This window comes from Massilia niabensis, assembly GCF_042655085.1.
Classification (GTDB): Bacteria; Pseudomonadota; Gammaproteobacteria; order Burkholderiales; family Burkholderiaceae_D; genus Telluria; species Telluria niabensis.
Genome location: NZ_JBHSMU010000008.1, coordinates 231,404 through 255,526, shown reverse-complemented (window position 1 = coordinate 255,526; position 24,123 = coordinate 231,404). Strand labels below are relative to the sequence as shown.

Annotated in this window: 25 protein-coding genes and 1 tRNA gene; 14 read left to right on the top strand and 12 right to left on the bottom strand. The window is 64.8% G+C overall.

Annotation, left to right across the window (positions count from 1 at the left end):
* Positions 1 to 45: 45 nt before the first annotated feature.
* From rpe to ACFPN5_RS08045, 8 genes are all read left to right on the top strand, one after another.
* Positions 46 to 717, top strand: coding sequence for a ribulose-phosphate 3-epimerase (gene rpe, locus ACFPN5_RS08080; protein WP_379781930.1), 672 nt, complete (start codon positions 46 to 48; stop codon positions 715 to 717).
* Positions 717 to 1,427, top strand: a complete 711-nt coding sequence (locus ACFPN5_RS08075) for a phosphoglycolate phosphatase (RefSeq protein WP_379781928.1) — start codon at positions 717 to 719, stop codon at positions 1,425 to 1,427. The genes rpe and ACFPN5_RS08075 overlap by 1 nt, the downstream gene beginning before the upstream one ends.
* A 196-nt stretch (positions 1,428 to 1,623) precedes the next feature.
* Positions 1,624 to 3,120: an anthranilate synthase component I gene (trpE, locus tag ACFPN5_RS08070; protein ID WP_379781926.1), complete on the top strand. Its 1,497-nt coding sequence runs from the start codon at positions 1,624 to 1,626 to the stop codon at positions 3,118 to 3,120.
* 1 nt (position 3,121) lies between these two features.
* Positions 3,122 to 3,688, top strand: coding sequence for an anthranilate synthase component II (locus tag ACFPN5_RS08065; RefSeq protein WP_379781924.1), 567 nt, complete (start codon positions 3,122 to 3,124; stop codon positions 3,686 to 3,688).
* A 21-nt stretch (positions 3,689 to 3,709) separates the two neighbouring features.
* Positions 3,710 to 4,747 carry an anthranilate phosphoribosyltransferase gene (trpD, locus tag ACFPN5_RS08060; protein ID WP_379781923.1) on the top strand — a complete coding sequence of 346 codons (1,038 nt, stop codon included), beginning with the start codon at positions 3,710 to 3,712 and terminating at the stop codon, positions 4,745 to 4,747.
* A gap of 11 nt (positions 4,748 to 4,758) precedes the next feature.
* Positions 4,759 to 5,394 (top strand): LysE family translocator, encoded by a 636-nt coding sequence (locus tag ACFPN5_RS08055; protein WP_379781921.1) that lies wholly within the window; start codon positions 4,759 to 4,761, stop codon positions 5,392 to 5,394.
* 12 nt (positions 5,395 to 5,406) lie between these two features.
* The gene (trpC, locus tag ACFPN5_RS08050) at positions 5,407 to 6,207 is read left to right on the top strand and encodes an indole-3-glycerol phosphate synthase TrpC (protein WP_379781919.1); all 801 of its coding nucleotides are present in this window, start codon (positions 5,407 to 5,409) and stop codon (positions 6,205 to 6,207) included.
* A 1-nt stretch (position 6,208) separates the two neighbouring features.
* Positions 6,209 to 6,700: a TonB C-terminal domain-containing protein gene (locus ACFPN5_RS08045; protein WP_379781917.1), complete on the top strand. Its 492-nt coding sequence runs from the start codon at positions 6,209 to 6,211 to the stop codon at positions 6,698 to 6,700.
* A gap of 40 nt (positions 6,701 to 6,740) precedes the next feature.
* On the opposite strand, the gene ACFPN5_RS08040 is transcribed toward ACFPN5_RS08045, so the two are convergent.
* The 6 genes from ACFPN5_RS08040 to ACFPN5_RS08015 form a co-directional block, all read right to left on the bottom strand.
* The gene (locus ACFPN5_RS08040) at positions 6,741 to 8,045 is read right to left on the bottom strand and encodes an amidohydrolase (protein WP_379781915.1); all 1,305 of its coding nucleotides are present in this window, start codon (positions 8,043 to 8,045) and stop codon (positions 6,741 to 6,743) included.
* 25 nt (positions 8,046 to 8,070) lie between these two features.
* The gene (locus tag ACFPN5_RS08035; protein WP_379781913.1) at positions 8,071 to 9,894 is read right to left on the bottom strand and encodes a M61 family metallopeptidase; all 1,824 of its coding nucleotides are present in this window, start codon (positions 9,892 to 9,894) and stop codon (positions 8,071 to 8,073) included.
* A 66-nt stretch (positions 9,895 to 9,960) separates the two neighbouring features.
* Positions 9,961 to 10,542 (bottom strand): nucleotidyltransferase family protein, encoded by a 582-nt coding sequence (locus ACFPN5_RS08030; RefSeq protein WP_379781911.1) that lies wholly within the window; start codon positions 10,540 to 10,542, stop codon positions 9,961 to 9,963.
* A gap of 24 nt (positions 10,543 to 10,566) precedes the next feature.
* Positions 10,567 to 11,025, bottom strand: a complete 459-nt coding sequence (locus ACFPN5_RS08025; protein WP_379781909.1) for a (2Fe-2S)-binding protein — start codon at positions 11,023 to 11,025, stop codon at positions 10,567 to 10,569.
* Positions 11,026 to 11,029: 4 nt separating this feature from the next.
* Positions 11,030 to 11,746, bottom strand: coding sequence for a DsbC family protein (locus tag ACFPN5_RS08020; RefSeq protein ID WP_379781907.1), 717 nt, complete (start codon positions 11,744 to 11,746; stop codon positions 11,030 to 11,032).
* Positions 11,747 to 11,780: 34 nt separating this feature from the next.
* On the bottom strand, positions 11,781 to 13,052 hold the full coding sequence (locus ACFPN5_RS08015; protein ID WP_379781905.1) for an FAD-dependent monooxygenase: 1,272 nt from the start codon (positions 13,050 to 13,052) through the stop codon (positions 11,781 to 11,783).
* Between the two features lie 130 nt (positions 13,053 to 13,182).
* Between ACFPN5_RS08015 and ACFPN5_RS08010 the strand changes: the two genes are divergently transcribed.
* Positions 13,183 to 13,258 (top strand) — tRNA-Phe (locus ACFPN5_RS08010).
* A gap of 291 nt (positions 13,259 to 13,549) precedes the next feature.
* Positions 13,550 to 14,893: an NADP-specific glutamate dehydrogenase gene (gdhA, locus tag ACFPN5_RS08005; protein WP_379781903.1), complete on the top strand. Its 1,344-nt coding sequence runs from the start codon at positions 13,550 to 13,552 to the stop codon at positions 14,891 to 14,893.
* Between the two features lie 12 nt (positions 14,894 to 14,905).
* Here gdhA and ACFPN5_RS08000 read toward each other — a convergent pair whose 3' ends face one another.
* From ACFPN5_RS08000 to ACFPN5_RS07985, 4 genes are read right to left on the bottom strand one after another with little or no spacing between them, the layout of a single operon-like run.
* Positions 14,906 to 15,964 (bottom strand): glycosyltransferase family 2 protein, encoded by a 1,059-nt coding sequence (locus ACFPN5_RS08000; RefSeq protein WP_379781901.1) that lies wholly within the window; start codon positions 15,962 to 15,964, stop codon positions 14,906 to 14,908.
* Positions 15,961 to 16,137 carry a hypothetical protein gene (locus ACFPN5_RS07995; RefSeq protein WP_379781899.1) on the bottom strand — a complete coding sequence of 59 codons (177 nt, stop codon included), beginning with the start codon at positions 16,135 to 16,137 and terminating at the stop codon, positions 15,961 to 15,963. Before ACFPN5_RS07995 ends, ACFPN5_RS08000 begins: the two co-directional genes overlap by 4 nt.
* A gap of 2 nt (positions 16,138 to 16,139) precedes the next feature.
* Positions 16,140 to 16,898, bottom strand: a complete 759-nt coding sequence (locus ACFPN5_RS07990; RefSeq protein ID WP_379781897.1) for a class I SAM-dependent methyltransferase — start codon at positions 16,896 to 16,898, stop codon at positions 16,140 to 16,142.
* A gap of 5 nt (positions 16,899 to 16,903) precedes the next feature.
* Entirely contained in the window at positions 16,904 to 18,457 is a 1,554-nt protein-coding gene (locus ACFPN5_RS07985) for a hypothetical protein (protein WP_379781895.1), read from the bottom strand.
* Between the two features lie 206 nt (positions 18,458 to 18,663).
* On the opposite strand from ACFPN5_RS07985, the gene ACFPN5_RS07980 reads away from it, so the two are divergent.
* Positions 18,664 to 19,107, top strand: coding sequence for a nuclear transport factor 2 family protein (locus tag ACFPN5_RS07980; protein WP_379781893.1), 444 nt, complete (start codon positions 18,664 to 18,666; stop codon positions 19,105 to 19,107).
* Between the two features lie 62 nt (positions 19,108 to 19,169).
* Here the strand turns inward: ACFPN5_RS07980 and ACFPN5_RS07975 are convergent, their stop codons facing one another.
* Positions 19,170 to 19,706 carry a DUF2058 domain-containing protein gene (locus ACFPN5_RS07975; RefSeq protein ID WP_379781891.1) on the bottom strand — a complete coding sequence of 179 codons (537 nt, stop codon included), beginning with the start codon at positions 19,704 to 19,706 and terminating at the stop codon, positions 19,170 to 19,172.
* A gap of 95 nt (positions 19,707 to 19,801) precedes the next feature.
* Positions 19,802 to 20,767, bottom strand: coding sequence for a MerR family transcriptional regulator (locus ACFPN5_RS07970; protein ID WP_379781889.1), 966 nt, complete (start codon positions 20,765 to 20,767; stop codon positions 19,802 to 19,804).
* A gap of 176 nt (positions 20,768 to 20,943) precedes the next feature.
* On the opposite strand from ACFPN5_RS07970, the gene ACFPN5_RS07965 reads away from it, so the two are divergent.
* The 3 genes from ACFPN5_RS07965 (at position 20,944) to ACFPN5_RS07955 (ending at position 24,080) form a co-directional block, all read left to right on the top strand.
* Positions 20,944 to 21,840 carry an apurinic/apyrimidinic endonuclease family protein gene (locus ACFPN5_RS07965; RefSeq protein ID WP_379781887.1) on the top strand — a complete coding sequence of 299 codons (897 nt, stop codon included), beginning with the start codon at positions 20,944 to 20,946 and terminating at the stop codon, positions 21,838 to 21,840.
* Positions 21,841 to 22,152: 312 nt separating this feature from the next.
* Entirely contained in the window at positions 22,153 to 22,590 is a 438-nt protein-coding gene (locus ACFPN5_RS07960) for a post-PEP-CTERM-1 domain-containing protein (protein ID WP_379781885.1), read from the top strand.
* A gap of 2 nt (positions 22,591 to 22,592) precedes the next feature.
* The gene (locus tag ACFPN5_RS07955) at positions 22,593 to 24,080 is read left to right on the top strand and encodes a PA domain-containing protein (RefSeq protein WP_379781883.1); all 1,488 of its coding nucleotides are present in this window, start codon (positions 22,593 to 22,595) and stop codon (positions 24,078 to 24,080) included.
* The last annotated feature ends 43 nt before the right edge of the window (positions 24,081 to 24,123 follow it).

Below are 24,123 nucleotides of genomic sequence, written 5' to 3'. Positions count from 1 at the left end.
GGCTCGGCGTAAAATAGCGGCTGTTCACAACTGTATTGCCCTCCCATGACCACCTATCGCATCGCTCCCAGCATCCTGTCCGCCGATTTCGCCCGCCTGGGCGAAGAAGTCCGCAACGTCGTCGAAGCAGGCGCCGACATCATCCACTTCGACGTGATGGACAACCATTACGTGCCGAACCTGACCATCGGCCCGCTGGTGTGCCAGGCGATCCGCCCGCACGTGCAGGTGCCGATCGACGTGCACCTAATGGTGAAACCTGTCGACCGCATCATCCCCGACTTCGCGAAAGCCGGCGCCAACATCATCACCTTCCACCCGGAAGCGTCCGAGCACATCGACCGCACGCTGCAACTGATCCGCGACCACGGCTGCAAGGCCGGCCTGGTGTTCAACCCGGGCACGCCGATGCATTACCTCGAGCACGTGATGGACAAGATCGACATCATCCTGATCATGTCGGTCAACCCCGGCTTCGGCGGCCAGTCCTTCATCCCTGAAGCGCTGAAAAAGATCGCGATCGCGCGCCGCCTGATCGACGAATCGGGCCGCGACATCCTGCTCGAGGTCGATGGCGGCATCAAGGCCGACAACATCGCCGCCGCAGCTGCTGCGGGCGCCGACACTTTTGTGGCCGGTTCCGCCATCTTCGGCAAGCCCGACTACAAGGCCGTGATCGACGCCATGCGCGCCGAACTGGCCACGGTCGGCAAATAATGCGCGCCGCGTTTGGAAATACTACGGCGGTCATTCGGGCCGCCATCATCGACCTGGACGGCACGATGCTCGACACCGTGCCCGATTTCGAACTGGCCCTGAACGGCATGCGCGCCGAGTTCGAGCTCGCGCCGATCACGCAGGATGTCATCCATCCGATGGTCGGCAAGGGCTCGGAAAAGCTGATCCGCGACGTGCTCGCACTCGACTATGACGCCGCGCGCATCGACGCCCTGTTCGACGATGCCATGGCGGCCTACCAGCGCCACTACCTGGCCATCAATGGCGAGCGCAGCAGCTTGTTCGACGGCGTGATCGAGGGCCTGCAGGCGATGCGCTCGCTTGGCCTGCGCCTGGCCTGCGTGACCAACAAGCCGATTGCCTTCACCACGCCGCTGCTGGCGCAAAAGGGGCTGGCGCCGTTTTTCGAGCTGGTCTACGGCGGCGACTCGCTGCCCAGGAAAAAGCCGGACCCGCTGCCGCTGCTGCAGGTCTGCAAGGATTTCGACCTGGCGCCGTCCCAGGTGCTGGCCATCGGCGACTCCTCGAACGACGCCGAAGCGGCGCGCGCCGCGGGCTGCTTCGTGCTCACCGTGCCATATGGTTATAACCACGGAAGGCCTGTGCAAACCATCGATTCCGATGGTATAGTTAATTCGCTACTGGATGCCGCCGAGCTCGTTCGTGCGCACAACAGCACTCAAAACTAACTCATCTATACATGTTCTTCACTAAAAAACACACCGTCAATCACACCCGCGCCCTCGAGGCCTGGCTGTGGCGACGCTGGCAATCCTGGGCCAACTGAACCCGTATTGATTGCTGCCGGTCGCACATGCACCGGCAGGTTTTTTGAACCATCGCCGCCCATCCTCCAACTCGACTGCTGGCGGCCCGGAGAAGAACATGACCGAACTCGAATTCAAATCGCTGGCCAACCAGGGCTATAACCGCATTCCGCTGATCGCCGAAGCTTTTGCCGATCTCGAAACGCCGCTCACCCTGTACCTGAAGCTGGCCCAGTCGCAGGACACCGGCAAGAACACCTTCCTGCTGGAATCGGTTGTCGGAGGCGAGCGCTTCGGCCGCTACTCCTTCATCGGCCTGCCTGCCAAGACCTTGCTGCGCAGCAGCGGCAATCTCACCGAGATCGTCACCAGGGGCGTCGTCGTCGAAACGCACGAGGGCAATCCGCTCGACTTCATCGAGCAATTCCAGTCGCGCTTCAAGGTGGCATTGCGTCCCGGCATGCCGCGCTTCTGTGGCGGCCTCGCCGGTTACTTCGGCTACGACACGGTGCGCCACATCGAGCGCAAGCTGGCCGGCCAGGCCCCGGCGGACCCGCTCGGCCTGCCCGACATCCAGCTGATGGTCACCGAAGAGCTGGCCGTGATCGACAACCTGTCCGGCAAGCTCTACCTGATCGTATATGCCGACACGGCGCAGCCGGAAGCGTTTTCGAAAGCACGCCAGCGCCTGAAAGAGCTGCGCGTCATGCTGCGCCGTAGCGTCGAGCCGCCGGTGACGACCGCATCGGTCCGCACCGAAGCCGTGCGCGAATTCAATAAGGAAGACTACCTGGCGGCCGTCGCCCGCGCCCACGAATACGTGATGGGCGGCGACCTGATGCAGGTGCAGATCGGCCAGCGCATCCGCAAGCCCTACGTCGATTCCCCGCTCTCGCTGTACCGCTCGCTGCGCTCGCTGAATCCGTCGCCCTACATGTATTACTACAACTTCGGCGACATGCAGATCGTCGGCGCTTCGCCCGAGATCCTGGTGCGTAACGAAACCTCTGCAGCGGGCGAACGCAAGGTCACGCTGCGCCCGATCGCCGGCACCCGCCCGCGCGGCGCGACGCCGGAGCGCGACATCGAACTGGCCGCCGAACTGCTGGCCGACCCGAAGGAAATCGCCGAGCACGTGATGCTGATCGACCTGGCGCGCAACGACATCGGCCGCATTGCCGATACCGGCAGCGTGAAGGTGACCGACCGCATGGTCATCGAAAAATACTCGCACGTGCAGCACATCGTCTCGAACGTCGAAGGCGCCCTGAAAGAAGGCATGTCGAACCTGGACGTGCTGCGCGCGACCTTCCCCGCCGGCACCCTGACCGGCGCGCCGAAAGTCCGGGCGATGGAAGTGATCGATGAGCTGGAACCAACGAAGCGCGGCATTTATGGCGGCGCCTGCGGCTATCTCTCCTTTGGCGGCGAGATGGACGTGGCGATCGCCATCCGCACCGGCGTGATCAAGGACGGCAACCTCTACGTGCAGGCCGCGGCCGGCATCGTGGCCGACTCGATTCCGGAAATGGAATGGCAGGAAACCGAAGCCAAGGCGCGCGCCGTGCTGCGCGCGGCCGAACAGGTGCAAGACGGACTGGATGGGGAGATCTGACATGCTGCTAATGATCGACAACTACGATTCCTTCACTTACAACATCGTCCAGTACTTCGGCGAGCTGGGTGAAGAGGTCTGCACGAGACGCAACGACGAGATCACGCTCGAGGACATCGCGGAGATGAAGCCGGACCGCATCTGCATTTCGCCGGGCCCGAAAGCCCCGCTTGATGCCGGCATCTCGGTCGACGTGATCAAGGAGTTCAAGGGCAAGCTGCCGATCCTCGGCGTCTGCCTCGGCCACCAGGCCATCGGCGAAGCGTTCGGCGGCAAGATCGTGCGCGCCAAAGAGGTCATGCACGGCAAGACCTCGCTCATCGCGCATACCGGTGTCGGCGTGTTCAAGGGACTGCCGAGCCCCTTCACCGTGATCCGCTACCACTCGCTGGCGATCGAGCGCGCTTCCCTGCCTGCCTGCCTGGAGGTGACTGCCTGGACCGACGACGGCGAGATCATGGGCGTGCGCCACAAGGAGTACGACATCCAGGGCGTGCAGTTCCACCCCGAGTCGATCCTGTCCGAGCACGGCCACGCGCTGCTGAAGAACTTCCTCGATCGCGCTTAAATCTACCCATACTGGAACGCCATGCCGATCACCCCACAAGAGGCGCTGCTGCGCTGTATCGACCACCGCGAGATCTTCCACGACGAGATGCTGCACCTGTTCCGCCAGATCATGGCGGGCGAGATGTCGCCGACCATGGTCGCGGCGCTGACCATGGGCCTGCGCGTGAAGAAGGAAACCATCGGCGAGATCACCGCCGCCGCCCAGGTCATGCGCGAATTTTCGACCAAGGTGCCGATGGCCGACACCACCCACCTGCTCGACATCGTCGGCACCGGCGGCGACGGCGCGCACACCTTCAATATCTCCAGCGCCGCGATGTTCGTGGCCGCCGCCGCCGGCGCCCGCGTGGCCAAGCATGGCGGACGCAGCGTTTCGTCGTCCTCGGGCAGCGCCGACCTGATCGAAGCGCTCGGCGCCGACATCGACCTGACACCGGAACAGATCGCGCAATCGATCGCGCAGACCGGCATCGGCTTCATGTTCGCCCCGAACCACCACGCGGCGATGAAGCATGTGGCGCCGGTGCGCCGCGAGCTGGGCGTGCGCAGCATCTTCAACATCCTCGGGCCGCTCACCAACCCGGCCGGCGCGCCGAACATCCTGATGGGCGTGTTCCACCCGGACCTGGTCGGCATCCAGGTGCGCGTGCTGCAGCGCCTTGGCGCCCAGCATGCGATGGTGGTCTGGGGCCGCGACAACATGGACGAAGTCTCGCTCGGCGCCGGGACCCTGGTCGGCGAACTGGTGAACGGCGAAATCCGCGAATACGAAATCCACCCGGAAGACTTCGGCCTGTCGATGATCGCCAGCCGCAACCTGAAGGTGGCCAATACCGAAGAATCGAAAACCCGCGTCCTGGAAGCGCTGCGCGGCGACCCGGGACCGGCCTGCGACATCGTGGCGCTCAACGCCGGCACCGCCCTGTATGCGGCCGGCATCTCCGCCTCGATCGAGGAAGGCCTGGCGAAAGCACGCGCCACCATCGAGTCCGGCGCGGCGCTGGCCAAGCTCGAGCATTTTGTTGCCGTCACGCGGCAGCTGGGCGCGAAGGCTTAACAAGGAAAAGCATGTTCGGAATCCACGACCTCCCTCTTTTTGTGATTTCCGGACTGCTCCTCAACATCATGCCGGGCCCCGATTCGCTGCTGATCGTGACGCGCAGCGCGACGCAGGGTTGGCGCGCCGGCTGCGCGGCGGCGCTCGGCATCGGGACCGGAACGCTGGTCCATGTCCTTGCGGCGGCGCTGGGGCTGTCGGCCGTGCTGGCCACCTCCGCCACCGCGTTTACCGTCGTGAAGCTGGTCGGCGCGGCCTACATCCTGTACATGGCCATCGGCCTGCTGCGCACCCGCAAGCGGGTTGGCGACGCCGAGGCGCCCGCTTTGCCTGCCCTGCCCTACCGGAAGATTTTCGCGCAGGGTTTCATGACCAATGTGCTGAACCCGAAGGTCGCGGTGTTCTTCCTGGCCTTCGTGCCACAGTTCATCTCTGCCGATGCCCCCAACAAGGCGCTCGCTTTCATCGTCCTCGGCTGCATTTTCAATTTTAACGGCATGCTGTGGTGCGGCGCGCTCGCGCTGACGACCGCCAAGGCGAGCGAACGCCTCAAACCCAGCCCGGCCGTATCGCTCTGGCTCAACCGGGTGACGGGCGGCCTGTTCGTCTGGCTCGGCGTCAAGCTCGCGCTGGCCAAGCATCACTAAAGGTTTATACGAATGTCCGACATCCTGAACAAGATCCTCGCCGTCAAAGCCGACGAAGTCGCCGCTGCAAAAAAATACCGCGACCTGGCCAGCCTGCGCCGCGAAGTCGAAGGCGATGCTGGGTTGCGCGCCGACCTCCGCGGCTTCGAAGCGAACCTGCGCAAGACCATCGCCGCGGGGCGCGCCGGCGTGATCGCCGAAGTGAAGAAGGCCTCGCCCTCGAAAGGCGTATTGCGGGCGGACTTCCGCCCGGCCGACATCGCGGAGAGCTACGCGAACGGCGGCGCCGCCTGCCTGTCGGTGCTGACCGACCTGAACTTCTTCCAGGGGTCGGTCGACTACCTGCGCCAGGCGCGCGCCGCCTGTGACCTGCCGGTGATCCGCAAGGATTTTATTGTCGACATGTACCAGGTGTACGAAGCGCGCGCGATGGGGGCCGATGCGATCCTCCTGATCGTGGCGGCGCTCGATCATGGCCTGATGGCGGAACTGGAAGCCTGTGCTCAGGAACTCGGCATGGACGTGCTGGTCGAAGTACATGACGGTGATGAGTTGACCGCGGCGCTGCGCCTCAAAACGCAACTGCTCGGCATCAATAACCGCAACCTGCGCACCTTCGAGGTCACACTCGACACGACGCTTGGCCTGCTGCCGAACATACCGGCGGAACGCCTCGTCGTCACCGAGTCGGGCATCCTGGTGCCGGGCGACGTACAGCGCATGCGCGAGGCGAACGTGCACGCGTTCCTGGTGGGCGAAGCGTTCATGCGCGCTTCCGACCCTGGCGCCGAACTTCGACGATTATTCGACTAACATGACAACCATCATCCGCACCCGGGCCGCTTTCCTTCTTCTACTGGCAGCTCTGGGCGGATGCAGCACGGTCCAGCCCGTCGCTTCCACGGCAAAAAGTTTTGTCACCGCCATCGTCTCCGGCGGCAGGACCGCCGCACCCGTCGCACCGCCATCCATTACGCTCGACGCCTACAAGACCGAGGTCGCGCAGCACGTCATGCGGCACAACAGCGAACAAGCGTTCAGCGGGCGCCTGCCGCCCATGCTGCCGGCGATCGTGGTGGTCAATATTACGGTGGACGAAGATGGGCAATTGCAGGACGTCGCCGTGCAGCGCTCGCGCGATCCCGATGCCTCGGCCGTGGCGCTGGCGTCGATGCGGCGCAGCGGGCCCTTGCCGAAGCCGGCCAGCCTGCTCGCCACTAACATGCGGTCCTTCACGTTTTCGGAGACCTTCCTGTTCGGCGAGCGCTACCGGTTTCAGTTGCGCAGCCTGGCCGGGCCGCAATAGGAGCGGCCCCGGTGCGGCATCCGTCCGAATTCGTCGCGTCTCAGCGCCCCAGCACGTTCAGCACCGCCAGACTCATGGCCTGCGCCGCCGTCTTGATCGACGGTTCCGGCACCGGTGCATAGAACGGCGAATGATTAAAGGCGATCGGTTTGCCGCCCTCACGCGCGGCTTCCTCGACGGTCTTCGGATCGTACACACCAGTGAAGAAGAACATCGACGGCACGCCTGCGTTGACGAACTGGGAGAAGTCTTCGCTGGCCGTCATCGCCGGCATGCGCTGCGCGTTGGCGTCCCCGAAAGCGTCCTTGAACACGGCTTCGGTCTTTAATACGAGCGCATCGCTGTTGACGATCGCCGCGCCTCCGCTGATCAACTGCACGTCCGGTGCCGGCGCTCCTGCCATGGCCGCCGAGGCATTGGCCACGCGCCGCACGCCTTCGAGCAATTTGGCACGCACCGGCGGGCTGTACGAGCGGATGGTGCCGCGCACCTGCACGCTGTCCGGGATGATGTTGCCGACGGTGCCGCCCTGGATCGCGCCGATCGTCACCACGCCGAACTCCTTCGGGTCTTTTTCGCGGCTCACCACGGTCTGGACGTCGACCACGAAGCGCGCGGCGATCGTGATCGGGTCGAGCGACTTGTCCGGCGCGGAGCCGTGCCCACCCCGCCCCTTGAACACAATCTCGATTGCATCCGAATTGGACGACACCGCGCCCGTGTTGTAGCCCACGGTGCCATGCGCCAGCGGCCAGGAATGCAGCGCGAACGCGTAGTCCGGTTTAGGGAAGCGCGTAAACAAGCCATCGTCCAGCATCGCTTTGGCGCCCGATACCGTTTCTTCCGCCGGCTGGCCGACGAAGACCAGGGTGCCCTTCCACTGGTTCTTGAGTTCCACCAGCGTGCGCGCAGTGCCGAGCCAGCCCGCCATGTGGATGTCGTGGCCGCAGCTGTGGGTGACAAAACTCTCGCGCCCGTCGCTCGTCGCCTTGGCGCGGCTGGCGTAGGGCAGGCCGGTCTTTTCTTCCATCGGCAGGCCATCGAGCTCGGTGCGCACCATCACCGTCGGCCCGGCGCCGTTCCTGAAGACGGCGACGACGCCGGTCTTGCCGACCTTTTCAGTGACCGTGAAGCCGAGTTTGCGCATCTCGGCGGCGAGCTTGCCGGCGGTGCGCACTTCCTGGAAGGCGATTTCCGGATGCGCGTGGAGGTCCTTGTAGACCGTGTCGAGCCACGGGTACATGCCGTTGACGCGGGTCGTCACGTCCTGCTTGAGCGGTGCAGGAAGCTGGGCCAGGGCCGGGAGCGTGGACAGAGCAAGGACGGCTGCAACAAGCTTTTTCAAGTGGACCTCTTCTAAAGGGAAAAACTCAGGCCGCGCTCGGGCGGCGCAAGGACGACGACGACTTCTTGCCGGCGACGGCCTGCGACAGCGTGATGCCCGGGACCTTGTCGCCCTGCAGGGTCAGGTCGAAGGCGATCAGCTCATCGCGGCGGAAGGCATGGATCACGACCTGGTCGCCGACGCGGTAGCGCGACAGCAGCGCATCGATATTGGACGGGTTGCCGATCACGCGCAGCCCGTCGATCGCAATCACGATGTCCAGCGCCGACAGGCCGGCCTGGTGCGCGGCGCCGCCCTCATGGACCTGGGTCAGTTTGGCGCCCAGCGGATCGCGGCCGATGCCGGCGTCGAACGAGGGCTTGCCGCTCTTCCTCTCGTCGAGCAGCTTCACGCCGAAGGGGGCGAGCAACTTCGCCAGCGGGATATCCTCGGTGCCGCGCACGTACTTCTCGAACAGGGGGCGCAGTTTCAGGCCGCTCACTTCGTCGAACAGTGCTTCCACCTCCTGCTCGGTCACGCCGCGCCCGGCGCCCGCGTAGAAATCGCGCCCATAGCGCTTCCACAGTGCGCGCATGATGTCGTCGAGCGACCGGGCGCCGTCGGTCTTGGCGCGGATCGTCAGGTCAAAGGCCAGCGCGATCAGCGAGCCCTTGCTGTAATAGCTGATGATCGCGTTCGGCGAATTCTCGTCCTGGCGGTAGTACTTGCTCCAGGCATCGAAGCTGGAATCGGCCACGCTCTGCTTGGTGCGGCCACTGCCGCGCAGCACGCTGCTGACAGTCTTGGCCAGCAGCTTGAAATAGGTGGGCTCGCCGATGATCCCGGCGCGCACCAGCATCAGGTCATCGTAATAGCTGGTAAAACCTTCGAACAGCCATAGCAGCGGCGTGTAGTTTTCGACCTGCAGGTCATAGGGCGCGAACACCGCTGGCTTGATGCGCTTGACGTTCCAGGTATGGAAGTATTCATGGCTGCACAGGCCCAGGAATTTCAGGTAGCCCTCGTTCGGCTCGGCGGATTTCGGCGTGGCGCTGCTCGGCAGGTCGGCACGGGCGCAGATCAGCGCGGTGGAGGCGCGGTGCTCCAGGCCACCGTAACCGTCGCCCACCGCCATCGTCATGAAGACGTAGCGGTCCATCGGCGCGCGCTTCGTTTGCGGTTCAAAAAACGCCAGCTGCGCTTCGCAGATCGCTTTCAGGTCGACCTGCAGGCGCGCCATGTCCAGGTTCGGCACCAGGCCCGTGATGACGATGTCGTGCGGGATGCCATGCGCCTTGAAGGTGGCCAGCGCGAAGTCGCCCATCTCCACCGGATGGTCGATCAACTCGTCGTAGTTGGCGGCGACATAGGTGCCGAAGCCGTAGCGCTTGGCGCCCAGTTCCTTCATGGCGGTGGCCACGCGCCAGGTTTTCGCTACCGGATTGCCTGGCCGCTGGATGTCGACCTCGTGCGCGCCCTCTTCCTGGCCGACCACGCGCAGGAACACGCTGGTACCGTTGAAGAAGCCGTGCGTCTGGTCGAGGTGGGCGGCGCGCACCGACAGGTCCCAGGCATAGACTTCGTAATGGAGGGTCAAGGGGCCGGTGACCGGCGCCGCACGCCACGCATGCTTGTCGAGCTTGGTGAGGGCTACGGCGGCGCCGTTCGATTCGGCGCGGATGCGCACGATGTTGCGCGCGAACTCGCGGATCATGTAGCTGCCCGGGATCCAGGCCGGCAGTGCGAACTCCTGTCCATCGGCATCCGGGGCCGGAACGGTCACCGTGACGTTGAACAGGTGCCCCGCCAGGTCTTTCGGGACGATGGTGTAATGGATCGCAGGCTGCTTGCTCGAGGCTGTTTTTTTCATGATGGCGAAGGGAGTCGGCTTGATTCCCGTAGTGTAACGGATTCGATCACCGCGGCAACACGGCAATTAGAGATCGGCCGGGGTATCGATGTCCCGGAAGATGCCGGGGTCAGTCACTTCGACCTCCGTCACATGGGAAGACTTGAGCAGCCCGCGGGCCCCTGCATCCCCCTGCAGCGCCAGCAGCGCCGGCAGGTGGACAAGGCCAAACGCGACGGGATTGCCGCGCCGCCCTTCCATGACGGGCGCTGCGATCCCGGCTCCGCCGGCCAGGGCCTCGAGCAGCGCGCGCATCGTGCCTGGCTCGACGTAGGGCATGTCGCCCAGCGCCACCAGCCAGGCATCGGCGCCGTTGGGCGACCAGTGCAGCGAATGGCGAACCGCATGCACCAGCGAGGCCGCCATGCCGCTGTCGGCCGCATCGCAGACCGTGACCTCGCAGCCGAGCGCGCGCAGCGCATCGGCCACGCCGCCGTCGGCAGGAGGCACGACGGCGATGACCTGTGGGAGTACTGCAAGGAGATGGCGCGCGCTGGCCACCACGACCGGGTCGCCATTGGCGAGCGGTTGCAGCAGCTTGTTGCGGGCGCCTTGCGGATCGAAGCGGCGCCCGCGGCCGGCGGCGAGCAGGATGCCGGCGGCATTCATGGGGCGCCCGTTTTATAGCCTATTTCAGGCGAGGGTAGCCGCGGCATCCTTGATCGCCACGCGGATGCGCTGGTAGGTGCCGCAGCGGCAGATATTGCCGCTCATGGCGCTGTCGATGTCGGCGTCGTTCGGGGCGCGGTTGGCGCGCAGCAGCGCCGTTGCACTCATCACCTGGCCGCTCTGGCAATAGCCGCATTGCGGCACGTCGTGGCGGATCCAGGCGGCCTGCACGGCTTTTCCGACCGGGTCCTGGCCGATGGCCTCGATCGTCGTGATCTTCCGGCCAACGGCGCTCCCAACCGGCGTGACGCAGGCGCGCACCGGCGCGCCGTCGAGGTGGACCGTGCAGGCGCCGCACAGGGCCGCGCCGCAGCCGAACTTGGTGCCGGTCATGTTCAGGTTATCGCGCAACGCCCACAGGATGGGCGTCGAGGGATCGACCTCGACGCCAAACTCGCGGCCGTTGATGTTCAGCTGGACCATCTGCTTATTTGAGCGACTGCAGCTTCGCTTCCAGCGTCGGCAGGTCGACCGCGCCCGGGATGCGGGTGCCGTCGGTGAAGAAGATCGCCGGCGTGCCCGTGATGTTCAGTTTCTGGCCGAGCGCGACGATCTTCGCGTTCGGCGTCTCGCAGCTGGCTGGCGTCGCAGGCGGCACCTTGCCGTTGATCATCCAGTCATCCCAGGCCTTGATTCGGTTCGGCGCGCACCAGATGTTCTTCGACTTCGTGAACGAATCCTCGGACAGGATGTTGTACATGAAGGTGTAAATCGTGACGTTGTTCAGCTCCTTGAGCGTGGTCTGGCGCAGGCGCTTGCAGTAGCCGCAGTTCGGGTCTTCGAACACGGCGATCACGCGCTTGCCGTCGCCCTTGACCTGCTTGAGCGCCAGGTTCAACGGGAGGTCGGCGAACTTGATCTTGTTCAGGTCGTCGATGCGCGCGCGCGTCAGGTTCTTCGAGGTCTTGGCTTCGAACACGTGGCCGATGAACAGGAACTCGGCCTTCTTGTCGGTGTACAGGATGTCGCCGCCGACGCGCAGCTCGTACAGGCCGCTGTATGGCGTTTCGCTGATCGACTCGATCTTGGCGCCGCCCAGGCGTGGCTCGATGTTCTTGCGGATGTTCGCTTCCACATTGTTTTCGGCGCCGACACACGAGGCCACCATCCCCAGCGCCAGCAGCGCGGCGATCTTGGTTTTCATCACAATCTGATCCTTGTTGAAATGACTTGCTGAGTTACTTGCCGAGGGCGTGCGCCATCAGCTGACGCTTTACGAAGGGCAATTTATCGAGCAAGTTTAGCCCCAAATTCCGCGCGATGCGCACGGGTTCGAGGTTGGCGCTGAACAGGCGCTCGAGGCCATCGGTGGCCAGTTGCATTAACAGCACATCTTCCTTGCGTGCCCGTGCGTAGCGCGCCAACACGCGGTCGTCGCCGATCGCGCGGTGTTCTTCGCGTTCGGCCACCACGCGCAGCAGGTCGACGATGTCGCCAAAGCCCAGGTTCATGCCGTGTCCGGCCAGCGGATGCACGGCGTGGGCGGCATCACCGATCAGGGCCACGTGCGGGGCGGTCAGGGCGTGCGGGCGCACCAGGGCGAGCGGCACCGCCTTGCTGGACTCGGGCTGCAATGGCTTGAGCGTGCCGAGCGGCTCGTCGGCGTACTCGCACAGGCGGATCGCCAGTTCCCCCATCGACTCGTCCATCAGCTGGGCGGCCAGGGTTTCCGGCGCCGACCACACCAGCGACACGCGATTGCCCGGCAGCGGCAGCAGCGCAATGACGCCGTCGGCGCAGGTGAACCACTGGTGGGCCACGCCATGGTGCGGCTTTTCGCAGGAAAAATTGGTGACGATGGCGCGCTGGTGGTAGGAGCGGTAATCGATGCCGATGTCGCACTGGCCGCGCACCCAGGAATCGCGCCCGTCGGCGCCGACGACCAGCCTGGCGTCGACCCGGCGCCCGTCGTCGAGTTCGATCGCCGCGCCCTCGGGGCCGCAGCTCAGGCGCACGGCGCAGCCCTGGACGACTTGCACGTTGTGGGCGAATTTCAGTGCGGCGTCCAGTGCATTGTTGAGGTTGCTGTCCTCGACGATCCAGGCCAGCGCACCGGTGTGGGCGCCAAAGGCGTCGAAGCCCAGGCTGCCGCCGTTCTTGCCGTCGCCATTGACCGCCATCGCATCGACCGGCGCCACCCGGGCCAGGTCGAGCGCGCCCCACACCTTCAGCGAGGCGAGCACATCGTGGGCGGTATGGTTCAGCGCGTAGACACGCACGTCCCACGGGCGCTCGCCCGAGCTGGCGGCGGCGCCCTCCCCGTGCGACGGGCTCGACGCCGGCACCAGCAGCGTCACGCTGTGCCCGGCCTGGGCGAAGCCGAGCGCGGCCGTCTTGGCGATGGCGCCATTGCCGACGATGCAGACGTCGCTGTGAACCCCGCTGCGGATGCTCCCGCCGGTGCTGCCGGCGCTGCGGTATTGTGCGGTGGAAGAAGTGGGTGTCGTCATGTCAAGCATTATAGCGGGATGTCCCCCGGCGCTCGGGCCAGGCGAGCAGGCGGTGCGCAGGGGTTTCCGAAGAAAGTTGCAGCCGGGACTTGCAGAGCCGACGACGGGTGGCTATAATCATGCCTCTCTTGGCCTGGTAGCTCAGTTGGTAGAGCAGAGGATTGAAAATCCTTGTGTCGGTGGTTCGATTCCGCCCCGGGCCACCAAGAATTAGCATCGGCAACAATGCAAACAACAACGCCACCTTTGGGTGGCGTTGTTGTTTCCGGGGTCTGCAGGCCCCGGGCATGACCCGGGCTCGCTCACAGGCGGCCCGCGGAAGTCACATCGGCGACCCTGATGTGGTTTTTCATGACGGACATCGTGCTCCAAGCGTCCATTGGTACTATCCCACTGCAAGGCCATCGTCCGGACAAGCAGCGCCAGCGGCGCGGCACTTGGTGCATCAACCAATCATCGCGTCACGCCACGCGACGCGTTCCGACCTGAGGACCCACATGAAATACGCTTCCGTACATCAGTATCTGCAGCACATAGCCGACAGAAACCCTGGTCAGCCCGAATTCCTGCAAGCCGTCACCGAGGTCATGGAAAGCCTGTGGCCGTTCATCGAACAGCATCCCAAGTACACTGAACAGGGTCTGCTGGACCGCCTAGTCGAACCCGAGCGCGTGGTCATGTTCCGGGTTTCCTGGGTCGACGATCACGGCCAGGTCCAGGTCAACCGCGGCTACCGCATCCAGCACAGCATGGCGATCGGCCCTTATAAAGGCGGGTTGCGCTTCCATCCTTCCGTTACCTTGTCGGTACTGAAGTTCCTCGCCTTCGAGCAGACATTCAAGAATGCCCTCACGACCCTGCCCATGGGCGGCGGCAAAGGCGGAGCCGACTTCGATCCGAAGGGAAAAAGCCCGGGCGAGGTCATGCGCTTCTGCCAGGCTTTTGTCAGCGAACTGTTCCGCCATGTCGGCTCGGACACGGACGTCCCTGCCGGCGACATTGGCGTCGGCGGCCGCGAGGTCGGCTACATGGCGGGCATGATGAAGAAGCTCAGCAATCGCGCCGACTGCGTATTCACCGGCAAGGGCCTGAGCTTCGGCGGTTCGCTGATGCGCCCCGAAGCGACCGGCTACGGCACCGTGTACTTCGCACAGGAGATGCTCGCGACGCGCGGCCGCTCGTTCGACGGCCTGCGGGTCAGCGTCTCCGGCTCGGGCAATGTTGCCCAGTATGCGGTGGAAAAGGCGATGGCGCTTGGCGCCCGCGTCATCACCGTGTCGGACTCGAGCGGGACCGTGATCGATACGGATGGCTTCACCCCCGAGAAGCTGGCCATCCTGATGGAAGTGAAGAACCACCTGTATGGCCGCGTCAGCGACTATGCGGCGCGCACCGGCAGCCGTTTCGAAGCAGGCGTGCGTCCTTGGCATGTCCCGGTGGACGTCGCCCTCCCCTGCGCAACCCAGAACGAACTCGATGCGGACGATGCCGCAACCCTGATCAGGAACGGTGTGCTGTGCGTGGCCGAAGGCGCCAACATGCCGTCGACCATCGAGGCCGCAAAGGCGTTCGAGGCTGCCGGCGTCCTGTATGCGCCAGGCAAGGCCAGCAATGCCGGCGGGGTCGCGGTGTCCGGCCTGGAGATGAGCCAGAACGCCGAGCGCCTGAGCTGGCCCGGCGCAGAAGTGGATGCGCGCCTGCTGCAAATCATGCAGGGCATCCATGCGGCCTGCCTGAAGTACGGCACCCGCGCCGACGGCCGCGTCAGCTACGTGGACGGGGCCAACATTGCCGGCTTCGTCAAGGTGGCCGATGCCATGCTGGCGCAGGGCGTGATCTAGTCCCGCCCGGCCTCACCCTTCCGCGCATTCGCCATGTTGCTCGACCGCTGCCACTATCACCGGCATCACCGGCGCCACCGGCGCGGCACGCCGGAACGGCGCTACGCTACGGCCCGTCTTGAGAAAATACAGCGGTCGCTTCTTGCTTTCGTCGAACATGCGCGCCAGGTATTCGCCGATGATGCCGATGCTGAGCAGCTGGATACCGCCGAGGAACAGGACAATCACCACCAGGGAGGGATAGCCCGGAACGGGATTGCCGTACAAGAGCGTGCGCACGGCAAAATAGGCGCCGTAGGTGAGCGCGGCCAGGGCGCTGGCCAGGCCGGCGTAGGTGGCAACTTTAAGCGGACCGCCGGTAAACGAGGTGATGCCTTCGAGCGCGAAATTCCACAGCTTCCAGTAGTTCCATTTGGTGGTGCCGGCAAAGCGCCCTGCCCGTCGGTACGGGACGGCCTTTTGCGGGTAGCCGATCCAGGCGAATAGCCCCTTCATGAAGCGGTGCTGCTCCCGCAACTGCTTGATGGCGTCGACCGCCCGCCTGCTCAGCAGGCGGAAGTCGCCGGTGTCTTCCGGAATCGCGACCCGGCTCATCTTCTGGATCAGGCGGTAAAACAGGAACGCCGTGGCGCGCTTGACCACGCCTTCGCCATCGCGCTGCGTGCGCTTGGCGTACACCACGTCGTAGCCGTCCAGCCAGTGGCTGACCAGTTCGGGGATCAGTTCCGGCGGGTCCTGCAGGTCGGCGTCGATGACGACGACGGCATCGCTGTCGGCATGGTCGAGGCCGGCGGTGAGGGCGATCTCCTTGCCGAAATTGCGGCTCAGGTCGACCAGTTGCAGGCGCACGCTCCGCGCATCGAGCCCGTGGATGACATCGAGCGATCCATCGGTACTACCGTCGTTGACGTAGATGATCTGGCTGTTCATGTCGAGCGTGGCCAGTACCGTGCACAGGCGCCGGTGGAATTCAGGCAGGACTTCCTGTTCGTTATAGACCGGCACGACGACCGACAGCGATCGCCTGGTGTCATGGCTCCTCAGTGTTTCCCGAATCGCGTCCCGAATCATGCCGTGTCCTTCCCATAAGAAAAAGTCCGCCGCGCTTGGAAAATCCGCTGTGCGCCGACGAAATTGCACGTCACCACCGCACCGATCGCCGCCAACTGGACTGCGAAATAGACCAGGCTGCCGGCCAGGCGCACCAGCGCAAAACGGGCGAATCGGGCGAGCGCGGCATCCATCGCTAGCCCGCGCTTGCAACGTAGTACTGCGTCCATAACAGGCCGACGCCGGCCGTTCCGCGCAGCTTGCGCTCCAGCCATTGCTCCAATCGCAATGCAGCCGCGCCGCCAAACTCGGCAAGCAGCGGCAGGTACATGCCCGACTGGTGCTGCTCGCGCAGCGCGAATCCGGCGTCGCGCAACTGGCGCTGCACCGTGCGCGCCGTCATCAAATTGATGTGGCCGGTTTCCAGTACCGGCTCCTTGTAGATGCGCCGCACCAGCGCGATGACGCCGGGAAGAAATGCGATCCGCGCGGCCTGTTCGAGCGGACTGTAGCGCTGCGGGGTCGACAGCACCAGCAGGCCACCCGGCTTGAGCAGGCGGCGCATGCCGCGCAGCGCCGCGCTCGAGTCCGCGATGTGTTCGACGACCTCGGTGCAAAGGATGAGGTCGAAGCTCGCCGGCGGCAGCGCCGAGTCGCAGATGTTATCGCGTGCCAGCTGCAGGTTGGGCAGGCTGTGCCGCAAGGGTTCGGCGTGCTTCAGGAAGGCCGCTTCGATGTCGGTGGCGACCACTTCGGCAAACAGGCGCGCCAGCACCGGCAGGTAGATGCATGACCCGGGGCCGACCTCGAGGGCGCGCGCAGGCCTGGCGGGCGCATGGCGGCGCAAGGCGTCGATGATCCAGTCGCGCCTGGTGCAGTGCAGCCAGCGGCGGGTTGGATTGCTTGAGCGGTACAGGGTTTCCTGCAGGGCGACCAGTTCGCTCTCGGATGCCATGGCCGCTATTCCTGGTGACCCGGCCTGCCCGACAGGGCCGCCTGGCGCGGCACGGACCGCAGCAACACCGAATGCCGCTTGTCGCGGAAGGCTTCCCTGAAACTGCCCTCGGCCAGGAGCAGTTGCCGGATCGGCGCGTCGTTGTCGAGGATGGCGAAGTCGATCGCGAGCCGGTCGAATTTTTCTTTCCAGTCGGCGGCGCCGGAGTACATAGCCTGATGGTCTTTGAAAAATTCGTCGCCATACACATCGACCCGGCCGTCGATGCACACTTTGTGCTCCGGCCCGAGCCGATAGATCAGGTATCCGCCATCGTCGTAAGCGTTGAACATATTCCCCCCGATCCGATTGGCGATCACATAATCCGCGGCCGCCGCCGGCAGCCGTTCGGCCTGCCTTGCCTGCTTCGCGTGCAGCCGCGGCTGGTAGAGCGACAGCAGGATGACGATGGCAGCCAGCACGATCCAGTTCAGCAAGCCTTCCGCCGCCCGGCCCAGTTGCCTGCCGCTCCCGGCAGTACTGGCGTACCTGCGCCCGAGCCAGGAGCCCTGCCATCTGGCGGCACAGGCCGCCGTACTGCCGCGCGCGAGCGCGAGTGCGATGAAGGGCATGACGGTCAGTACCGCGAGCGGAACGTGCCTGACCGAGACAAACCCGTTGAACAGGAAGAAGCCCGGAACCAGCAGTTCGGTGATGTCGGCCCTGGGCGTTGCGTAGATGTACGACAGCAGGAACAAGCCGCACAGCAGCAGGTAGACTTTGGCGACGGTGCCATGGAAATCCGGGCTCTGCCATTCCTGGATCGACCGGTTCGCCTCCATGCCCAGGACCTGGAACGGATACCACCAATGGCCGATGAATTCGGGATTGACCAGGCTGGCAAGCAGGGTGGCCGTGGCGATCCGGGTCAGTTGCACCAGGCGCTGCTTCTGGACGGGATCGCGCGCGTGCGTGGCAGCAAACCAGTAATTGAGCCATTCGGCGCCGGTGAACAGGAAAGTGAGCGCGATCCCGATCACGTAGCCGCCGTGGACGTTCACCCACACCACCATCAGTAGCGGCAGCACGAACAGGGCGCGCCGGGCGCCGTAGTATTTGTCATGCAGGAGGACCGACAGGAACACGGAAAAAAACAGGTAAGTCACTATTTGCGGGCGCGGATTCCACCCGCTGGCAAACACGAAGCCGCCGCACAGGGCAAGCGCGCAGGCAACGAAGGCCGATCGTCCCATCCGCCGCGTCAGGGCAAATGTCACGCCGAGCGTGGCGACGGCAAGGAACGCCGCCAGCAGTTTGACGCCGGCCGGCCCCCACGTTGCAAACGCGCCGAACAGCATCACCTCGAACAGCCATTCGTGCAGTACCCAGGGCTGGCCGGCGCGCGTAAACGAAAAGATGTCGCCCGCGGGCAGCGCGCGATGGGTCACGATGTATTCGCCCGCCTTGAGGTGCCAGAAGTAGTCGGGATCGGTCAGCGGCAGGACCACGGCCAGCACCACGAACAGCGCCACGAACGCCAGCCTCGTCTTCGTGAGCAGCGTGGCGGCAGTCAGCAACATGGGGGTAGCTCCGAGAAAAAAGTATCAAGGAGCAATGTACGTGGGTGAAGCCTTACGTAGTTGACGCTACGCAACTTTTTAAAAATCCCCTCCCCGTCGCGGCGGCCTTGACTTCCCGGCGCCCCGCACTAGGCTGATTATATCGACCGTCCTGGCATGACCGTCCGCGATTGCCAGTGGGCGGCCGGCATCCGAGGGGAACTATCATGGACGCACAAGAAAACAAGCGGATAGTGATGGAAGGCTACCGGATGTTCCAGGCCGGTGACATTCCACACCTGCTGGAGCGCTATCACGACGACGCGCTCTGGATCGAGCCGGACGCGGAGAACATACCGTTTGCCGGCAAGCACCAGGGCAAGGCTGAAATTGCCCGCTTCTTCCAGCAGCTCGACGAGTGCGCAGAAGCGCTGCGCTTCGAGCCGAAGGAATTCATCGCCGAAGGCGACAAGGTCGTCGTGACCGGCGAAGCAACCTGGCTGGCCAGGAACACCGGGCGCAGCTACGACAGCCCCTGGGTGCACGTGTTCACGCTGCGCGACGGGAAAGTGGCACATTTCCAGAGCTTTCACGACACCGCCGCCGGCGAGCGCGCATTCCGGCCCGAACAAGCCGGGCAGACGGCTGCGGGGGCGCCGCTACATCACTAAGAGAACTTACTGAGGGAAAGAGAAACGCCACCGCAAGGTGGCGTTTTTCCATGTTAAGTCTGTTACCACATCAAATCGTCGGGAATCTGGAAAGCCGCGTACGGATCCTCCTCGTCGACCACGGCCGCGGTCTTCTTCACCCGCACCACGAGCGAGGCATCGCGTTCGGCAATCTTGTCGGCGATGATGCGCGGCACCAGCTCGGTGCTGTCGCCCAGGCGCACGATGACCAGGCGCCCGGCCATCAGGTGCTCCTGCACCGCGTTCGACACATAGATGCGCTCGATCTTCGCGCCATGCGTGAAGTTGTAGGCGACGTCGCCATTGCCCTTGTTCTGGCGGTTCTTCTGCACCATCTGCACGATCTGCGCCATGATCGCCTTTTGCTGCGCGGCCGCATCGCGCTGGGCGTTCAGTTCGCGGGCGCGCTCGGCATTCTTGCGCTGCAGTTCAGCGGCGGCCAGCTTGGCCTCGTCGACCGTTTGCGTGCCGGTGCGGCGCTCGATCTTTTGCTGCTTGGTCTTGTCCTGCTGAAGTTGTTTTGCCTTGTTCTTGTTGACCAGGCCGGCCTTCAAAAACTGATCTTGCAACGATGCCATGTCGGCGCTCCAATAATAAGGTGGCCGGAACTGGCCGGCGATGATCACCCGCTAGCATAGCAAGGACGGGGCCGCACGGCCAGCGCCGGGCGCTTTTACGATGCTGCAGCGCGGCTGGCAACACGATCAGGGCGCTGCCACGGCAGCGGCAAGCCTTCGGCGATGGCCAGCGCCTCCATGGCCTCCTCCAGTACCATCCGCGCCTGCCCTGCCGCCAGTTCGAGCTGGGCATGCAGGCGCGCATCTTCCGGATTGCGGTTCGCGCACTGGGCGCTGTAGCGCTCGAAGCTGAAGAGCATCATCAACAGGTCCGAGAGATGGCGCGGGCATTCGCAGCTCAACCGGTTGCTCGCCGCTGTCATGGCGGCCAGCGCATCGTCGTCGAAGCGGGGTGGCGCGACGGCCGTGGCCGGCGCCGTGCGGCCCTGGGGCGACGCCACGCCTTGCCCGGCCAGTGCCGCGCGGCACAGCAGCGCCAGCTCGCCGAGGTCGGCGGGCACGCGGGTGACGAGGCAACCCTGGGCGCGCAGCGCGCGAATGGTGGCGCTGGGACAGAAACGGTACAGCACCACCGTCGCAGCGACGCCCGATGCCGCGCGCGCCGCGGCGATGGGCGCCAACGCGGTATCGTCGAGCTCGGACAGTTCGACCACCAGCACCTGCGCACCGCTGCCCGCCCCCTGTTCGGCCACCTGTTCCAGCCGGGCACAGCTGGCGCGTACATCGAGTCCGGGCAGGCTACGCTCGGCCGCCACGCGCCGCGACAGGGCCGCTCCGGCCAGCACGACGGGTACCGGGCCCGCGGTTGCCCGGGCGCCGGCCGCACCGGCGGCGAGCATGGCTTGCAACTGTTCGGGCGCCAGGCTCGCCAGTATGCCGATCGCATAGCCCTGGTCGACCAGTTGTTTCAGCAATCCCAGCCGCGCCACCTGCTCGGCCGAATACAGGCGCTGCCCACGCTCGGAACGCTCGGCGTCGGACAGGCTGTAGCGCCGCTCCCACATGCGCAGCGTTTCCACCGGCAGGCCGGCCAGCCGGGCGGCGGCTCCACTGCGGTACATAATGCGTTCTGGTTCATTGGCAAGCTGCGTTGTCATGAGTGTCGTCCCGAGATTGTCCCAATAATGTTTTATTATATAGTGACAAAGCTCGGACAAGCGCAGGTTTTCCACGTTCGCGCGCTCTGGCCTCGCGCCCGAAGACATATACTCGGATCATCACCTTACGGGACTCCCTCATGCCCAACCTCGGCCTGGTCTGCATCACCGCTTCGAAAGACGTCCGCTACCGCACCGTCACACGCACGCGCCTGCATGCGCAATCGCCGGATAGCCAGCGCACCATCCTGGAAGACATCTTCCGCGACAACCTGCAAACCTTCGACGCAGCCATGCGCTATTGCACGGGCGCCGGCATCTGGCTGTACCGCATCCCCTCCTCGATCTTCCCGTTCGCGGACACTCCCGAAGGCCTGGCGGTCCTGCAGACGCTGGCGCCGGCGCTGGCGCGCTCGGGGCGGCGCGCCCTGGAGGCCGGCATCCGGCTGGTGATGCATCCGGACCAGTTCGTCGTGCTCAGTTCCGACTCCCCCAGCGTGGTCACCAACAGCATCAAGATCCTGCAGATGCACGCCGACATCATGGATTTGCTGGAGCAACCCCGCTCGCCCTGGGCGCTGCTGGAAATCCACGGCGGCAAGTCAAACCGGGCCGATGCGCTGGTGGCTTGCATTGCAACTCTGCCGGATGCGATCCGTTGCCGCCTCGGGCTGGAAAACGACGAGTACGCCTATAGTGCCGAGGAAATTCATGCCATCTGCATGCGTAGCGGCGTGCCGATGGTGTTCGACGCCCACCATCACATCGTCCACGAGAAACTGGACAGTTACGATGACCCGAGCGTCGCCGCGATGCTGGAGCAGGCGCGCGCAACCTGGGCCGTGCCCGAGCACCAGCTCGTGCACATCTCGAACGGGCGGGCCGGCTTCAATGACCGCCAGCATGCCGACCTGATCGACACCATGCCGGCCTCGTATGCGCGCGCGCCCTGGATCGAGATCGAAGCGAAGTCGAAGGAAGAGGCAATCCAGGGCTTGCGCCCATGGCTCGACTCACTGGATATAGCGGCAGGATAACAGCAAAAAAAGTCACAATATCCGCACAACAATGGTGCGAATTCAAGCATTTCCTCATCACTTGTAGGAAGTACTTACAGACCGCTGTAAGAATCTTCGCAGGCCCAAGCACGTCTGTTCGAACTCAACGATACAAAAAAAGCGTCATGCGTAATGCATGCAGCCCCAGCGTTGGCGCGAATAGTTCGCCGCGACATGTCGTAGGTTCACGCGACTTTCCTGAATCACAAAACGCTGGCTCTATTGTCTAAAACTTTGGAGGCGTATCAGATGATGAAGAAGCTTCGCAGGCCTAACTACAAGGAGATCGCCATGTCCCAGAAACATCAGTCCGGCCGCCTGCTGTACGCCGCCGGCATCACCCTGGCCCTGCTCGGCCTCGCCATCCAGAGCGCGGCCGCCCAGGAAGTGCCGGTGCAGTCAACCGATTCGATGACGGTGGTGCGCGATGCCGAAACCGGCCAACTGCGCGCCCCCACGGCCGCAGAACAGGCCGCGCTGCAATCGCAGACGCAAGCCAGGGCGTCGGGCAATGCGAGCGCGATGCGCGCCGCGCCCAAGGCCACCCAGCAGAAATTCCACGCCAGCGGCGCCCGCGGCGCCCGCCTGACCGACGAGTTCGTCAGCTCGGCCGTGGCAGTCAGGAAGCCAGACGGGAGCATCGAGATGCAGTGCTCCGATTCGCACGACGCGGCCAAGTCCGCTGTCGCGACCGGCCACGTCCACACCAACAAGGTTGAAACGGAATAAACATGCGCACACCTACCATTTCGCGGACCGCCGCGCGCCCGCTGGTCGCTGTCGCCTGCGCCCTCGCCTGCCTGGCTGCCGACGCGGCCACCATCAAGATCCAGAACCGCGACCCCGCCGGCTTCGGCTTCAACGACCCGACGCCGGCCGCGCCGGTGGGCGGCAACATGGGCACCACGCTCGGTCAGCAGCGCATGAACGTCTACCGCCACGTCGCCGACATCTGGCAAAGGAAACTGCAGAGCAATGTCGAGATCGTCGTCTCGGCGGCCTGGGAGCCACTGAACTGCACCGCGACCTCGGCCGTCCTGGGCAGCGCCTCGGCCTGGAACATCTGGTATGACTTCCCGAACGGCAAACCAGGCACCTGGTATCCGCAAGCCCTCGCCAACAAGCTGGCCGGGACCAACCTGAGCGCCGGCCAGCCGGACGACGGTACCGGCTACGGCAACGTCGACATCAAGACCCAGTTCAACGCCAACCTTGGCCAGCCGGGCTGCCTCGCCGGCACCGGCTTCTACCTGGGCCTGGACGGCAATGCCGGCGACCAGATCAACTTTGCAAGCACCCTGCTGCACGAACTGGGCCATGGCCTGGGCTTCTCGGTCCTTTCCGTGAACACCTCGACCGGCCAGCGCATCAATGCCGAGGGAACGGCATATTCGGACACGGGCCTGCCGAGCATCTGGGAAGGCTTCATGTACGACAACACGGCCAGGAAGAGCTGGCTGGTCATGACACCGCTCGAGCGCCGCGCCTCGGCGCTCAACACGCAGCAACTGGCCTGGAAGGGCAGGAACGCCGTTGCCGGCGCCAGGTCGACGCTCGCCCCGCTGCCGGTCGTAAAATCGACCAGCCCGGCAGGCGCCGTGCCAGACGTGGCATACACCCCTTCGACCTTTGGCCCGGCCGTGCCGCGCAGCGGCAAGCTGGGCGTGCTGGCCATGATCGCCACCCGGGCCTTCGAACTCGGCCTAGGCTGCTCGCCGTTCAATGCAGCGAACGCGGCAGCGGTGAAAGGCAAAGTGGCGATCATCAGCCGCGGCGGCTGCGCCTTCGCTGACAAAGTGAAGAACGCACAGAACGCCGGTGCGGTGGCAGTGCTGCTGGCGAATAACGCAGCCGGCACCTTCGTCCCGGGCGGCACCGATCCGACCGTGACGATCCCCTCCTTCGGTATCAGCCAGGCAGATGGCGAAATCCTGAAGGCGGCGGTGGCCAGGGCGAAGCTTCGCCACACGCGCGGCGTCGCCGGTGCCGTCATCGCGTCGCTCGGGATCGATCCGAAGCGCAGGGCAGGGGCTGACCTGGCCGGCCGTCCGCTGCTGTACACGCCGAATCCACTGGTGCCGGGCTCGTCGGTCTCGCACTGGGACGTGTCGGCTTCGCCGAACCTGCTGATGGAACCGTCCATCAACGGCGACCTGACGCTCAGCGTGGTGCCGCCGAAAGACCTGACGCTGCCGCTGCTGAAGGACCTGGGCTGGTAGCTTGCCAATCCGGGCGCTGGCGCAAGCCGGCGCCCGGTTTTGT

Excerpts from the sequence above, each read along its gene's own strand:
- ACFPN5_RS08000 (WP_379781901.1), bottom strand. The coding sequence starts at position 15,964 with ATGATTCGGGACGCGATTCGGGAAACACTGAGGAGCCATGACACCAGG.
- ACFPN5_RS07975 (WP_379781891.1), bottom strand. The coding sequence starts at position 19,706 with ATGGCATCGTTGCAAGATCAGTTTTTGAAGGCCGGCCTGGTCAACAAG.
- trpE (WP_379781926.1), top strand. The coding sequence starts at position 1,624 with ATGACCGAACTCGAATTCAAATCGCTGGCCAACCAGGGCTATAACCGC.
- ACFPN5_RS07960 (WP_379781885.1), top strand. The coding sequence starts at position 22,153 with ATGTCCCAGAAACATCAGTCCGGCCGCCTGCTGTACGCCGCCGGCATC.
- ACFPN5_RS08035 (WP_379781913.1), bottom strand. The coding sequence starts at position 9,894 with ATGAAAAAAACAGCCTCGAGCAAGCAGCCTGCGATCCATTACACCATC.
- rpe (WP_379781930.1), top strand. The coding sequence starts at position 46 with ATGACCACCTATCGCATCGCTCCCAGCATCCTGTCCGCCGATTTCGCC.
- ACFPN5_RS08045 (WP_379781917.1), top strand. The coding sequence starts at position 6,209 with ATGACAACCATCATCCGCACCCGGGCCGCTTTCCTTCTTCTACTGGCA.
- gdhA (WP_379781903.1), top strand. The coding sequence starts at position 13,550 with ATGAAATACGCTTCCGTACATCAGTATCTGCAGCACATAGCCGACAGA.
- ACFPN5_RS07995 (WP_379781899.1), bottom strand. The coding sequence starts at position 16,137 with ATGGATGCCGCGCTCGCCCGATTCGCCCGTTTTGCGCTGGTGCGCCTG.
- ACFPN5_RS08055 (WP_379781921.1), top strand. The coding sequence starts at position 4,759 with ATGTTCGGAATCCACGACCTCCCTCTTTTTGTGATTTCCGGACTGCTC.
- ACFPN5_RS08015 (WP_379781905.1), bottom strand. The coding sequence starts at position 13,052 with ATGACGACACCCACTTCTTCCACCGCACAATACCGCAGCGCCGGCAGC.
- ACFPN5_RS08030 (WP_379781911.1), bottom strand. The coding sequence starts at position 10,542 with ATGAATGCCGCCGGCATCCTGCTCGCCGCCGGCCGCGGGCGCCGCTTC.
- ACFPN5_RS07965 (WP_379781887.1), top strand. The coding sequence starts at position 20,944 with ATGCCCAACCTCGGCCTGGTCTGCATCACCGCTTCGAAAGACGTCCGC.
- ACFPN5_RS08020 (WP_379781907.1), bottom strand. The coding sequence starts at position 11,746 with ATGAAAACCAAGATCGCCGCGCTGCTGGCGCTGGGGATGGTGGCCTCG.
- ACFPN5_RS07985 (WP_379781895.1), bottom strand. The coding sequence starts at position 18,457 with ATGTTGCTGACTGCCGCCACGCTGCTCACGAAGACGAGGCTGGCGTTC.
- ACFPN5_RS08025 (WP_379781909.1), bottom strand. The coding sequence starts at position 11,025 with ATGGTCCAGCTGAACATCAACGGCCGCGAGTTTGGCGTCGAGGTCGAT.
- ACFPN5_RS07955 (WP_379781883.1), top strand. The coding sequence starts at position 22,593 with ATGCGCACACCTACCATTTCGCGGACCGCCGCGCGCCCGCTGGTCGCT.
- ACFPN5_RS07970 (WP_379781889.1), bottom strand. The coding sequence starts at position 20,767 with ATGTACCGCAGTGGAGCCGCCGCCCGGCTGGCCGGCCTGCCGGTGGAA.
- trpD (WP_379781923.1), top strand. The coding sequence starts at position 3,710 with ATGCCGATCACCCCACAAGAGGCGCTGCTGCGCTGTATCGACCACCGC.
- ACFPN5_RS07980 (WP_379781893.1), top strand. The coding sequence starts at position 18,664 with ATGGACGCACAAGAAAACAAGCGGATAGTGATGGAAGGCTACCGGATG.
- trpC (WP_379781919.1), top strand. The coding sequence starts at position 5,407 with ATGTCCGACATCCTGAACAAGATCCTCGCCGTCAAAGCCGACGAAGTC.
- ACFPN5_RS07990 (WP_379781897.1), bottom strand. The coding sequence starts at position 16,898 with ATGGCATCCGAGAGCGAACTGGTCGCCCTGCAGGAAACCCTGTACCGC.
- ACFPN5_RS08065 (WP_379781924.1), top strand. The coding sequence starts at position 3,122 with ATGCTGCTAATGATCGACAACTACGATTCCTTCACTTACAACATCGTC.
- ACFPN5_RS08075 (WP_379781928.1), top strand. The coding sequence starts at position 717 with ATGCGCGCCGCGTTTGGAAATACTACGGCGGTCATTCGGGCCGCCATC.